This window comes from Paenibacillus sp. GM2FR, assembly GCF_002803325.1.
In the GTDB taxonomy this organism is placed as follows: domain Bacteria; phylum Bacillota; class Bacilli; order Paenibacillales; family Paenibacillaceae; genus Paenibacillus_AQ; species Paenibacillus_AQ lautus.
In genome coordinates this window covers 4,271,137-4,283,842 of record NZ_MKZM01000008.1, presented here as the reverse complement: position 1 = coordinate 4,283,842, position 12,706 = coordinate 4,271,137, and the positions used below count along the sequence as shown (strand labels likewise).

The following is a 12,706-nucleotide window of genomic DNA, read 5'->3' as shown; positions in this document are numbered from 1 at the left end:
GTAGCGGAGGCGATTTCGCAGCCCAGTGGGATGCCTTGCACAGGTTTGAAGGCTCCGCTCTCTTACACAGACCTGGCCATGCCGTATCGATCAGGGTACAGCAGCTTGAAGCCGGCATGCTGGTACAGCTTGATTCCGGGCACGTCCGTGATGACGGTGACCTCGGCTCCGCTTGGTGCTATTTTTTTCAGGCGAGCCAGCAGTTCGGACACGATCGTATCTTCAAGCCCTTGATCCCGATAGGAGTCCGCAACCATAATATCCACCAGTTGAAAATAGAACGCGCCATCGCCCACGACCCTTCCCATCCCGATTAGCTGGTCATTGCCGTCTCGGGCTAGAAGGGACAGCAAGCTGCGGTTTAGCGCCGTCTCTATGGCCGAAATCTCAACCTCAGGCAGTCCTGCATCTAATCTTAGGTCCATGTATTCTTTACGCTGTGGACATTCTTCGGTTATGTGCATATTCATCATAATCAGCCTCCCGCTGTTAAGAAATGAGTTCCACTTGCCTCTACAACACTCAATATACAACATTGATGCAAGTGAGAAGATGCCTTGTAGCAAATTCAACCAAGCCGAGGATGTTGTCCCGTAGACCTTCTCATAGCACTTTAATGTTTTAATTTAAGGTTTGCCAATGGCCTGCGATTCTGGTAAAGTAGGTTCTCAATCGTGATTGGGGAGGGAACCGGCGTGCATTACTACAAGCCGAAAGATATCGCCAAAGAGCTGCAAATCAGCACGAGTGCTTTAAGGCATTATGAATCTTGGGGAGTGGTACCCCCTCCTGACCGGAACGAGAAAGGATACCGTTTATACACGCAGATGCATCTGGCCTACTTCCGTTGTCTCCGCGCCATGTTTCCCGGGTTCGGTTACGCGGTTACTTATGATGTGATTCGCCACATTCAGAAGAGGGAGATGGATGAAGCCCTCTGGATCGTGAATGGGGAGCAAGTCAAGCTTCAGCAGGAAAAAAATATTGCGGGCGAAACGCTTGCCTTGCTCGAGAACCCGGAGCTTAACATTATCAAAGACAGAAAGCTCAAAGCCCATATGACGATCGGGGAAGTCGCCGAACTGACCAACGTGGAGTCGTCCGCCATCCGTCACTGGGAGAAGGAAGGGTTGATCACCCCGGATCGAAATCCCGAGAATGGATATCGGCTGTACAGCCCATCGCAAGTCAGGCAGATTTTGCTGATTCGCTCGCTAAGGCGCACCGTGTATTACTTGGAGAGCATCAAGGAGATTATTCAGGCCGTGGAGCATCAAAGCATTGAGCAGGCCCAAAAAATGGTTCGCGAAGCGTTATCCGTCATTCATAAGCGGAATCTGCAGCAATTTAACGGCATCCATAAATTGATGGAGCTGTGCATGGAGGTAGGCCTGCTGGAGTTCAACGATGCGGCACTTCTGAAGCCGATTCTAACATTTAACCCGGACCGGGAATGATGGATAGGCCGAGACGGCTTTCCGCTGCCCATTTACTTGTTAATGAACCCATGGACTCAATGTATAGACATGAACAAGCCCCCATGGATATCATGGAGGCTTATTTGCGTATATCTATTTGTCCCGGATATTAACCTCGGTTAAGCACGAATTTATCAATGACATGTTTCACGCCGTCTTCGTTATTCCCAAGCGTTACGTAATCGGCAATCGCCTTAAGCGGCTCAATCGAATTGCCCATAGCGACGCCAAGTCCGGCGGCCTCCAGCATTTCGTGATCGTTCCAGGAGTCGCCGACAGCGATGGTTTCCTTGAGATCGCAGCCAAAATGATCGGCTAGGAAGGTGAGGGCATGTCCTTTCGTGCCTTCCTTATGCATGAATTCAAGAAAATGAGGCTTGGATTTGGTAATATGCACTTCATCGCCCAGCAGCTCGCGGAATACAGGGATCAGTTCATCCAGATAGTCGGGATCGTCAATAATGAGCATTTTCGGGGTCGGCTTCTGAACCATCTTCATAAAATCAGGCTCGATATAATACGGCGTCCGGTTCAGGGCGCAGTAATCGATCAGCTTCTGGTTCTCTTCACGGGCATAAAGCTTGTCATCGATGTAGGTTTGCAGATGGAGATTATGCTCTACGCAGTATTCATACAGCTTCACGGCAGCGTCGACGGGAACGAAGCGTTCGTAGAGAACCTTTTCGTCGAGCAGATTTTTAATTAAGGCACCTTGGTAGGTGATAATAGGAACATTAAGTCCGGTTTGACGGGCAATTGCCTGAGCCGACGCATAGGCACGTCCGGTTGCCAGTGTCACAACGACACCGTGGGCTACGGCTTGCTCAAGCGCCTGCTGGACGCCGGGGGTTACTTCCTTATCGTCATTGATCAGGGTGTCGTCAATGTCGATCGCCATCAATTTGTAAGTTGTCATGGGTATCTCTCCTTTGGATTCTGTCTCTGTCTTTAACTCTATTGTACCTTCTGTGGCGCAGACTTCAATTCCGCAATCATCATTCCTGCCAAAATGCATAGACAACCGATGCCGCCGGTGAGCGTAAGCCGCTCTCCCGCAAACAGAATTCCGGTCAGTGCGGCGAATACCGGCTCCGTTGCATAGATGATGGCCACCCTGGACGGCGTCGTATATTTTTGACAGACAGTTTGGATCCAGAAGGCGAATGCGCTGGTGGGTCCGATGGATACCACCAGTGCCCACAGCACGTTCGGTTGGGTTAGCTTGTCCATCAGGTCGGTTACATTGCCGACATGTTCGGTTAGTGCAGATGCCGCTAAGCTAAATACCCCCACGACAGCCATCTGGAGCGCCGCCAGCAGCAAAGAGGGATATCGACCGGCATACACGCCCGTATAACCAATATGGAGCGCAAAACCGATGGCGCAGACGAATACCAGCAAATCCCCCTTATTCAAGCTCATGCCGGAACCCGTGAAGGTAAGCAGATACAGACCCGCTGCCGCAAGCAAGGCACTGATCCAGGTGAATCTGGAGATGGAGTGCTTTAACAGGGCATAGGATATGAAAGGGACCAGCACGACGGACAAGCCGGTAATAAAGCCTGTATTGGACGTGGTTGTGTACAGAAGGCCCGCGGTTTGAAAGGCGTATCCTATAAATAAAAAAAGACCCAGCAGGCAAGCATGCAGCAGCATTTTGCCGGATATTAGCTTCCACTGGCTCCGGTAAAAGAGGGTGATGATCAATGCAAGGAGCAGGGCCGCTCCCAAAAAGCGGACGGAATTGAAAGCCATCGGCGGGAGCACGCGGACCGCATGCTGAACGATGAGGAACGTAGATCCCCACATCATAGCCACCAGAAGCAGGCTGAGATCGGCAATTCGTGAGCGATTCACTCGGTAGTCATCCTTTCTTGAAGATGTGAAACTCCTGATGAGATTCCCGTGCATTCGTCCCTGGTCGCAACCTTGGGCAAGTGATCAAATTGTATCCCATATCAGAGAATCGGACAACCATTTTTAAGCCTAACCCAAGTGGAAGGGGTAGACAAAAAGAGGATGATTTTGCTATACTATTGAACCGAACGTATATTCTCATAACCCTGGGCTATCGGACGTGAAGACGGCAACGATCCATCGATCCCATAGTCAGCATTGAGCTTAGAAAGGAAGATTGTCATCATGATGGGCAGAGCTCATTTGATTATTAGCACAGGGGTCACGTTATCCGTCATGGGCATGAGCGGAGTGCCTGTCACATTGCCGGCTGCCGCAGTGGCTTTGGTTAGCGCACTGCTTCCCGACATCGACGAGCCCAACTCCCTGCTGGTTCGCAAAGCCATTCCTTCCGGGCTGCTGCGAATCCTTCAGCTGGCGATGATTGGCGCAGCCATCTTCGTTGTCTTCTACGGCAAGGAGTATGCCCCATGGAACATCGCCCTGGCCGGGCTGATCGGGGTTGTTTCGTACCTGCCAAGCCGGACCCTGCGCCATATTGTCATGTTCCTGATCGGTCTCGGACTGATATCCTTCGGGCAGGACTTCAGCCCATGGAACACGATCGCAGGCAGCGTGCTCATTGCAGGCTCCTTGGTAACCCACCGGGGGTTAACCCATACCGTCTATGCCGCAGCCGGATGGACGGGTCTGCTGTATTTTGCATCGCAGGGCAAGATCGACGGGGAAAGTCTGTGGTTTGCCGGCGGTTTATCCTACTCGATTCATTTGCTCGCAGATGCACTGACCAACCGCGGAATTCGTCCGCTTCCTCCATTCAAATGGAGAATTAAACTGAAAATCATGAGCACCGGAAGCAAATGGGGACGCACGGTAGAGAATGCATGCATTGTGTTGACGCTGGTCCTTGTTTGGTATGTGTTTATGGCCTCCTCTTGATCCGAGGTATTCCTGTTTGAAATGAAAGAGCCTCCCACCCTTATGCAAATTGCACACGGGGCGGGAGGCTTATTTAGATTTCAGCCGGATCTATTCCTCAAGAAAGATGAGGCCGATTAGATCGTCGAACTCCAGGTTGCCGAAGTAATGCTTGACGTCGATGCCGGATAGCGCCGTGCGCACCGCGGTTTCTTCATACCGTTTGCCGCGCAGCAGGTTTTCAATATCCGCCACATCGCCGACGCCGAAGAAGTCGCCGTAAATCTTGATCTCTCCGATATGCCCTTCACGGATGTCCATACGGATATCGATAATGCCCACCGGGAACTTCTTGGCATGCTTCACATTGCTTTCAGGGGATAGTCCATAGTTCCAATCCCAATTCTGGTAGCGTTCTTTCGAAATCTGGTTGATGATCTCCCAGTCCTTCTCTTGAAGGACATATTGGGGTACTTGATCAGGCTCCATACCGAAAATCGAGCGAAGCAGCTCCGCGCGGAACTGTTCAATCGTCATATCCGTACCAAGCAGCTCCTTAATGTTCGCCACGCGGCTGCGGACGGATTTGGTGCTCTTGGATTTGAATTTTTCCGGATTGGCATTCAGCGATGCTTGTACATCATCCAGGTTCAGGTCAAACATGAGTGTGCCGTGGCTGAACATGCGTCCCCGCGTCGAGAACTGCGCGTTCCCCGAAATTTTCTTCTCGCCGACCTGCAGGTCATTCCGGCCGCTGAGCTCGGCGGGTACGCCCATCTTTTGCAGGAAGTTGATGACCGGCTGCGTGAACTTCAGGAAGTTGTGGAAGGACTGTCCGTCATCCTTCGTAATGAAGCTGAAATTCAGGTTGCCGAGATCATGGTAAACAGCCCCGCCCCCGGACAACCGGCGTACAACCTGAATGTTGTTGTCACGAACGTATTCCTGGTTGATCTCTTCGATCGTATTCTGATGCTTTCCGATAATAATGGAAGGCTTGTTGATATAAAAGAGAAGGTAGCTCTCGTCCATGGACAAGTGCTTCAAGGCATATTCTTCAATCGCTAGGTTAATGGATGGATCATGGATCCCCTGATTATCGATAAATAGCATAGTATCCTCCGTCGTCACAATTCAAAATGTGGTGCTTCCAGACTATTGTAAACCAATTTTAAGACAGAGACAAAGCATTCCATGTTGACGAGTCAGGGACGGTAGCGACATAATGATGGCATTACATAACGGCAGGGCTTGCAAGAGCCAAGGCATGGAACAGGAGGAGCCCTTATGAACGACAAAAAACAACCCTTGATCGAGGTGTACGGCCACGGAGGGGACGTGGAGACGGCGGCTGCCGCATTCGGAAGGCAAGCCTCGGCTTTCCTGGATTACAGCGCCAATATTAACCCGCTCGGACCGCCGCAAGGGGTAATTACGGCCATACAAGAGGGAATGAGTGCAGTCATTCGTTATCCGGATCCGGGACACCGCAAGTTTAAGGAGCTGCTCGCAGCGGAGTTAGGCACCGATCCCCGGCGAATCTTAGTCGGCAACGGGGCGGCCGAGTGTATGGCGCTGTTGTTAATGGGCCTTACGCCAAGGACTGTGGGCGTGGTTGACCCGTGTTTTTCCGAATACCGGGAGTTGTCCTTAAAATTTGGCTCGGACATCCGCTCCGTGTGCGGACATCCGGAGAGGGACTGGCGTGCAGACAAGGCGGATGTGATGGAGCTGTTGGCTCGCACGGATCTCGTGTTTTTGGGACAGCCCAACAATCCGAACGGGGTTCAGTACAGCCTTGAGGATATCCGTGAAATAGCGGCATGCGCAGAGCAAGAAGGGACCTGGCTGGTGCTGGATGAAGCCTTTATCGACTTTATTCCGCTTGAAGACAGACAGACCCTGATGCCAGAGCTTCATCACTATCCTCGAACCGTGATTGTCCGATCGATGACCAAGTTTTATGCGATTCCGGGTTTGCGGCTCGGGTATACGGCCGCGCATCCCGATGTGATACGCAAGATGGCAGGCAAGCAGGTGACATGGAGCGTCAATGGACTGGCGCTGCTTGCAGGAGAGGCATGTCTTGGCAGCGGCAGGGACTACGAGCAGAATACGCTGCATTTGATTCGCGCAGAGCGCGAGAAGCTCATACGGGGTGTACGAGCACTGGGGCTTGACGTTACGCCGGGGGAGGCCAATTTTCTACTCATGGAGCTTCCGCGGCCCTGGAATGCCGAGATGTTTCAGTCGGAGATGGGGAGACGCGGCGTGCTTGTCCGCAGCTGCGCCATGTACCCGGGCCTCGGTGAGCGTCATATCCGGCTGGCCGTTAAACATGTCGAAGATAACGACAGGCTGCTTGCCATTATGGCGGAGGTTTTTGGGATTTCCTCTGAAGAAGAAGCAACCTAGGGTATCAAGCGGCAAAAAAGAGTTTGGGATCAGGCGGATTTAGATCATAGAGAGCAGGGAGAGAGAAGCATGGCCGTACCTTTTCTGAAAGGCAAGAATCGCTTATATCGTTCGAATGCGTGGCAAGGAGCGGTGGTGTCCCTCGAATCGGAGCAGGAACAGCCGCATATCCGCATATCGCTTCCGGAGCCGGCTGCGTTTATTAGCAGCGCTATATATGGCGGCGGATTCGTACGTTTGGATCATATCGTGAACCGTTATGTGGACCGGCATTATGATTGCAGCGACCCCGTGAACGATATGTTTAACTTTATGGGTGCTCACGGTTATCCGGCTGAATCCACAGCTGGATTGATGACGGCGGTAAAACTGAAATATGCCTCCATCCGGGAAGAGCGGAGTGAACAAGTTTCCATCCTTTGCTGCACCACCGCCGGCGTGGGCAATGCAGCCCGTGCCGGGTCGAGCCGGACGACCTTTGCGGCTTACCAGCCGGGCACGATTAATATTATGCTGCTGATCGACGGGATGATGACGCCGGCATGCATGCTGAACGCCGTGTTGACCGCGACGGAAGCGAAGGCCGCCGCGCTGCATGACCTGGGCGTGAAGGATCATGAAACCGGAGCCGTCGCGACCGGGACGACAACGGACGCCATGGTCCTTGGGGTCAGCGGCAATACAGCCTATGGCGTAAATCACCATTATGCCGGAACCGCAACCGATCTGGGCGGCATGATCGGCCGCCTTGTCTACGAGAGTGTTACGGAAAGCATTGTCGCCGAAAGAGAGGACCGGATATGACCGTCGTGTGGGTCATTTGGGCTGCGGTCGTGTTGGACCTGCTGATCGGAGATCCGAGATGGCTCCCCCATCCCGTCATTGGCATGGGGAAAGCCATCCGCCGGGTTGAAGGCTGGATTCGCCATTGGGCGACTTCCGCTCAGAGCCTGAAGCGGGCGGGGATACTGCTGCCGGTGATCGTGGCCGGCGGCTCCTTCGTGCTGGCGTGGCTGCTGCTGGAGCTGTGCGCGGCGATTCATCCTTGGCTTGCGTGGGGGGTGGAGATCGTGCTTATTGCGACTACGATTGCCATCAAGGGGCTGCGAGAGGCAGGATTGGAGGTCTACGGCCATCTTCGCTCCGGCCATATCGCGGAGGCCCGGCGCGCGCTCAGCATGGTTGTCGGGAGAGACACCGGCCATCTGGATGAACCGGAGATTGTGCGTGGAACGGTGGAGACGGTTGCGGAGAATATCGTGGATGCGGTCATCGCTCCGCTGTTTTTTGCTCTGATCGGGGGAGCGCCGCTGGCGATGGCCTATCGGGCCGTAAACACGCTCGACTCCATGGTCGGTTATAAAAACGAGAAATACCAGCATATCGGCTGGGCATCCGCAAGGCTGGACGATATGGCCAATTGGATACCGGCACGCCTGACCGCAGGGCTGTTGACCATGGTAGCTGCGATGTTTTCGCTGCAATGGAAAAAAGCAATCAAGATGGTCAGAAGAGATGCGCGAAAGCACCCCAGTCCGAACAGCGGCTTCCCGGAATCGGCCGTTGCCGGTGCTCTGGGCATTCGTCTGGGAGGCGAGAATTCCTATCAGGGTATCATCTCGTTCCGGGCTTACATGGGGGATGCTGATCGCCCGCTTGAAGCGGAGGATATCCGGGTGACCAACCGTTTGCTGCTGGGCGTATCGGTTTTGTTTACGTTACTGGGTACCGTGGTGCTCGGACTTGTTGCCGCATCAGGAGGAAGGTTATGGATATGAGGATCACGCTGCATCTGGTCCGTCATGGCCGCACGCTGTGGAACGAGGAGCGCCGTTATCTCGGTCACGAGGATCAAGGGATTCTGAGGGAAGGCAGACAGCAGCTTCTCCCGCTGCGGGAAAGGTTTTTTACCGGGCAGTTTGTCCGGATCTATTGCAGTGATCTCCTTCGATGCAGGCAGACGCTGAATGTTATCCTATCGGATTCAACAATGGCTGCTATTCCTGATGATGAAGCTTTGGGCAGGTTTATACCGGGTGTCGAGTATGATCCGCGCCTGCGCGAGCTTGATTTCGGGGATTGGGAAGGGAACACCTACGAGGATTTGAAGTCGGATGCCTCCTATCGGCGCTGGATTGATAACCCTGCAGAAGTTACGCCGCCGAATGGGGAGAGCTGGGAAGCGTTCCGTTCCCGGGTTCAGGCATTTTTGACCGGATTGTCTTTGGATTTGAAGGAACTGTTGCATGTGGAGGAAGATCCGGATACCCTTGTGCAGGCAGAGGCAGAGGCAGAGGCAGAGGCAGAGGCAGAGGCAGAGGCAGCTGGCTACGGCCTGGGAACACAGAGAGCGGGGCTTGATGTGCTTGTGGTCACCCATGGGGGCGTTATCCGGCAGATCGCCGCAGCCACCCTTCCGCATACGGAATTCTGGGGGACGCAGGTATCGCCGGGCGAGGAGCTCAAGCTGCAATTGACATGGGATGGAGAACGCTGGCAAGGCGTACGGGTAAGCGAATAAATGAAATCGTATGATATCGGTGCGGAATGGGCGATAACGGGATGAATCCGTATCCTGATGCATTTGAAACGACCGAAACTTTCGGTTGTAAGAGGAGGGTTTATCGCCTATAATCTTGGGCAGAGAAACCATGCTTGGCCTATCATACATAAATTCATATTATTTGCGAGGGTCCCGGACAGAAGGCGTTATTGTCTTTCTGCCGGGTTAATAGGGAAGCCGGTGCAAGTCCGGCACGGTCCCGCCACTGTGAAGCAGGGACTTCTCCATATGCCACTGAGCCATAGCGCTTGGGAAGGCGGAGAAGTCGTTACAGCCTGCAAGTCAGGAGACCTGCCCTCGGCGAATGAATGACGGTCCTTCGAGGAGAGGATTACGTTTGCCGAACCCATGCAGTTTGTATGGGCGGAAGTTTAAGGCGCTATCTGTGAACGGTTATCCAGATGTCCTTATGTTAAAACGTAATCCCTGAGTCCTTGTTTACGAGGAGTCAGGGATTTTTGCTTCTTTTGGAGTATGACGATTGATGTTTTTCTCCCGGTAAGGATCAGTTGAAGGAATGTAGACTTGCAGCGCCAGGTTCTCAATTATGTATAGGGGGATTTCAAGAGATGAAAGCATTGAACAAAACATGGTCCGTACTTCTGGTAGCCATACTGATGGCCCTGGCCTTGGTCGGCTGTGGAGGCGAAGAAGCGGCGCCGAAGGATACAACGCCGCCTGCACAGCAGGAAGAGCAGAATAACGAAGCGCCGGCAAATTCCGGCGAAGAGCTTAAAACGGCGTATCCGCTGACCGTTAAGGATTCAACCGGGGTTGAAATGACGTTTGAGAAAGCTCCGGCCAAAGTTGCATCCCTGACACCGTCCGAGACGGAAAAACTGTTCGCCTTGGGCCTGGATGAGGAAATCGTTGGCGTGTCCGATAATGACGATTATCCGGAAGCGGCCAAATCCAAGCCTAAATTGGGCGGGTTTCAAGTGAATGAAGAGGCTATTATTGCAGCCGATGCCGATGTGGTATTTGCCGCTTCGATGAATGCCCAGAATGCCGAGAAATTGCGTGAGCTTGGCGTTACCCTGTTCGTCAATGATCCGAAAACCATTGATGCCGTGATGGAGAACATCGAACTGATCGGGCAAATTACCGACCGTCAAGCGGAGGCGAAAGCGGTCGTGGATCAGATGAAGCAGGAATTGGCTACCGTTACGGAAGCCGTGAAAGCCGTGAAGGATGAAGACAAGAAGAAAGTATACGTAGAATTCTCTCCGGGATGGACTGTCGGCAAGGGCGAGTTTATGGATGAGATCATCACCTTAGCTGGCGGCGTCAACGCAGCCGGCGATGCGGAAGGCTGGTTCGAAATCAGCGAGGAAAATATTATCGCTGCGAACCCCGATGTCATTTTGTACACGGACGATGTGGTAGATGAAGCAACCAAGAAAACATTGGATCAGCTGATTAAGGAGCGAGGCGGCTGGGATCAGATCGATGCCATCAAGAATGATCAGGTCATTTCCGTGGATGCGAACCTGCTGAGCCGTCCGGGTCCCCGTGTGACGCAAGGGTTGATTGAAGTGGCGAAGGCCGTTTATCCGGAACTGATGAATCCATGAGTAAAAAACTTGCAGGATTCGGTGCGGCCGGCATACTCCTATTACTGTTAACCTTGGTTGTCAGTCTCGGAATCGGCTCCGTGCACCTGCCTGTGAGAGAGATTGGGGCGATGCTGCTGCACCGGCTGCCGGGAATCGGCGATTCCATCGTTCCGGGCTGGGAAGCTTCCTCCGAGCAAATCCTCATGAAGGTGAGATTGCCGCGGATCCTGCTTGGGATGCTCGTTGGAGCCTCCCTGGCGGTGGCCGGAGCCGCCTTTCAAGGCGTACTTCGCAATCCGCTGGCGGATCCGTTTACGCTCGGTGTATCCTCGGGTGCTGCGCTTGGCGCAGCATCCCTGATTTTTTTCGGGATGGAATACTCCTTTGCCGGAGGTTACACGCTGCCGCTGGTAGCGTTTATGACCGGAGCAGGCACCCTATGGGCTGTTCTGCTGTTGGCAAGGGATCAAGGAAAACTGCCGATCCACGGGCTCATTCTGTCCGGTGTGGTGATGCAGTCGTTTCTGGGCGCCGTCGTTTCCTTTTTGACGGTCATGTCCAAAGATACGGTAAACCAGATCCTGTACTGGACGATGGGGAGCCTGAGCATGCGTGGATGGTCGTATACGGCCATCCTTTTCCCGTATTTTATCGCAGGTTTTATATACTTATGGAGCAGGTCCCGGGCGCTTAATATTTTGTCGCTGGGGGAACGGCAGGCCGCCCATATGGGCTTGAATGTGGATCGGCTGAAGACCAGCGTGCTCATCGTGGCTACCCTGCTTGCCGCCGCAGCCGTGTCGGTCTCCGGCGTGATTGGATTCGTGGGACTTGTGGTACCGCATATGATCCGGCTGATCACCGGCTCCGATTATCGCGTCATTGTTCCACTGTCGGCTCTGGGCGGCGGGATATTCATGGTCTGGTGCGATACGGCGGCACGGTCCGTGCTGGCACCAACGGAAATACCGCTCGGTGTGGTTACGGCATTCATAGGCGCTCCATTCTTTGCGTATTTGCTATACCGGAACAAAAAACGGCGCAGGGAGGGTTTATCATGATTACAGCTCAAGGACTTGGCAAAGCCTATGGCAAGGTGCCGATTCTTGAAGGCGTGGACCTTCATATTGCCGAAGGGGAATGGTGGGGAATCATCGGTCCGAACGGAAGCGGTAAGTCTACCTTGATGCAGCTGTTATCCGGTGTGGAGAGTCCTACGAAAGGAATCGTGACGCTTCGGGGGAAGGCGCTTGGACACTATAATCGAAAGGCACTGGCCCGGATCGTGGCGGTGCTTCAGCAGGAAGGGCTTGATCCTACCGATTTTACCGTCCGGGAAGTGCTGGAGATGGGAAGATTCCCATTCCTGAACTGGCTTGGCCGTGAAGAAAAGGATGCAGCACCGCTCATTGAGGCCGTTATCCGAAAGCTGGATCTGCATGGACTGGAGGAACGGCGGCTTACCGAGTTAAGCGGCGGTCAACGCCAGCGTGTAGCACTTGGCAAGGTAATGGTCCAGGAGCCTTCGCTGCTGATGCTGGATGAACCGACGACTTATCTGGATATCCGCTATCAGCTACAATTCATGGATATGGTGGCGGAGTGGCGGAACTCGTCCGGGATTACGGTGATCAGCGTACTGCATGATCTGAATCTGGCAGCTCAATTTTGCGACAACCTGCTGGTGCTTGATCAGGGAAAGATCGCGGGGGTTGGCAAGCCGGAGGAAGTTTTGACAGCGGCGTATATACGCCAAATCTTTCGGGTGGAGCCCTCGATTGTCGCCCATCCCGAGAATGGTGCTCCGCAGGTGCTGTTAACGGCGAATAGCACGTGGTCCTGACCGATGTTGCCGCATG

General features: G+C 53.5%; 13 protein-coding genes and 1 riboswitch. Of the genes, 9 read left to right on the top strand and 4 right to left on the bottom strand.

The features are described 5' to 3' along the window. Positions 1–62 precede the first annotated feature (62 nt). The gene (locus tag PAEVO_RS19415; RefSeq protein ID WP_243390824.1) at positions 63–470 is read right to left on the bottom strand and encodes a GNAT family N-acetyltransferase; all 408 of its coding nucleotides are present in this window, start codon (positions 468–470) and stop codon (positions 63–65) included. A 225-nt stretch (positions 471–695) separates the two neighbouring features. On the opposite strand from PAEVO_RS19415, the gene PAEVO_RS19410 reads away from it, so the two are divergent. Further along, positions 696–1,457, top strand: coding sequence for a TioE family transcriptional regulator (locus PAEVO_RS19410; RefSeq protein ID WP_100539019.1), 762 nt, complete (start codon positions 696–698; stop codon positions 1,455–1,457). A gap of 130 nt (positions 1,458–1,587) precedes the next feature. Here the strand turns inward: PAEVO_RS19410 and PAEVO_RS19405 are convergent, their stop codons facing one another. Both PAEVO_RS19405 and PAEVO_RS19400 read right to left on the bottom strand, forming a co-directional pair. Then, positions 1,588–2,394: a Cof-type HAD-IIB family hydrolase gene (locus tag PAEVO_RS19405; protein ID WP_100539018.1), complete on the bottom strand. Its 807-nt coding sequence runs from the start codon at positions 2,392–2,394 to the stop codon at positions 1,588–1,590. Positions 2,395–2,432: 38 nt separating this feature from the next. Beyond that, complete coding sequence (locus PAEVO_RS19400; RefSeq protein ID WP_100539017.1) at positions 2,433–3,335, bottom strand: DMT family transporter; 903 nt, start codon at positions 3,333–3,335, stop codon at positions 2,433–2,435. A 285-nt stretch (positions 3,336–3,620) separates the two neighbouring features. On the opposite strand from PAEVO_RS19400, the gene PAEVO_RS19395 reads away from it, so the two are divergent. Beyond that, positions 3,621–4,334 carry a metal-dependent hydrolase gene (locus PAEVO_RS19395; protein WP_100539016.1) on the top strand — a complete coding sequence of 238 codons (714 nt, stop codon included), beginning with the start codon at positions 3,621–3,623 and terminating at the stop codon, positions 4,332–4,334. Positions 4,335–4,424: 90 nt separating this feature from the next. Here the strand turns inward: PAEVO_RS19395 and lplA are convergent, their stop codons facing one another. After that, complete coding sequence (gene lplA, locus PAEVO_RS19390; protein WP_100539015.1) at positions 4,425–5,426, bottom strand: lipoate--protein ligase; 1,002 nt, start codon at positions 5,424–5,426, stop codon at positions 4,425–4,427. 174 nt (positions 5,427–5,600) lie between these two features. On the opposite strand from lplA, the gene cobD reads away from it, so the two are divergent. The 7 genes from cobD (at position 5,601) to PAEVO_RS19355 (ending at position 12,690) form a co-directional block, all read left to right on the top strand. Beyond that, positions 5,601–6,728, top strand: a complete 1,128-nt coding sequence (gene cobD / locus PAEVO_RS19385) for a threonine-phosphate decarboxylase CobD (RefSeq protein WP_100539014.1) — start codon at positions 5,601–5,603, stop codon at positions 6,726–6,728. A gap of 69 nt (positions 6,729–6,797) precedes the next feature. Beyond that, positions 6,798–7,532 carry an adenosylcobinamide amidohydrolase gene (locus PAEVO_RS19380; RefSeq protein ID WP_100539013.1) on the top strand — a complete coding sequence of 245 codons (735 nt, stop codon included), beginning with the start codon at positions 6,798–6,800 and terminating at the stop codon, positions 7,530–7,532. After that, positions 7,529–8,506 carry an adenosylcobinamide-phosphate synthase CbiB gene (gene cbiB / locus PAEVO_RS19375; RefSeq protein ID WP_100539012.1) on the top strand — a complete coding sequence of 326 codons (978 nt, stop codon included), beginning with the start codon at positions 7,529–7,531 and terminating at the stop codon, positions 8,504–8,506. The genes PAEVO_RS19380 and cbiB overlap by 4 nt, the downstream gene beginning before the upstream one ends. Next, positions 8,497–9,249 carry a histidine phosphatase family protein gene (locus tag PAEVO_RS19370; protein ID WP_100539011.1) on the top strand — a complete coding sequence of 251 codons (753 nt, stop codon included), beginning with the start codon at positions 8,497–8,499 and terminating at the stop codon, positions 9,247–9,249. Before cbiB ends, PAEVO_RS19370 begins: the two co-directional genes overlap by 10 nt. Positions 9,250–9,401: 152 nt before the next feature. Further along, positions 9,402–9,604: riboswitch (cobalamin riboswitch) on the top strand. Positions 9,605–9,860: 256 nt separating this feature from the next. Further along, on the top strand, positions 9,861–10,865 hold the full coding sequence (locus tag PAEVO_RS19365; RefSeq protein ID WP_100539010.1) for an ABC transporter substrate-binding protein: 1,005 nt from the start codon (positions 9,861–9,863) through the stop codon (positions 10,863–10,865). Next, entirely contained in the window at positions 10,862–11,908 is a 1,047-nt protein-coding gene (locus PAEVO_RS19360) for a FecCD family ABC transporter permease (RefSeq protein WP_100539009.1), read from the top strand. The genes PAEVO_RS19365 and PAEVO_RS19360 overlap by 4 nt, the downstream gene beginning before the upstream one ends. Then, positions 11,905–12,690 (top strand): ABC transporter ATP-binding protein, encoded by a 786-nt coding sequence (locus PAEVO_RS19355; RefSeq protein ID WP_100539008.1) that lies wholly within the window; start codon positions 11,905–11,907, stop codon positions 12,688–12,690. Before PAEVO_RS19360 ends, PAEVO_RS19355 begins: the two co-directional genes overlap by 4 nt. Positions 12,691–12,706: the final 16 nt, after the last annotated feature.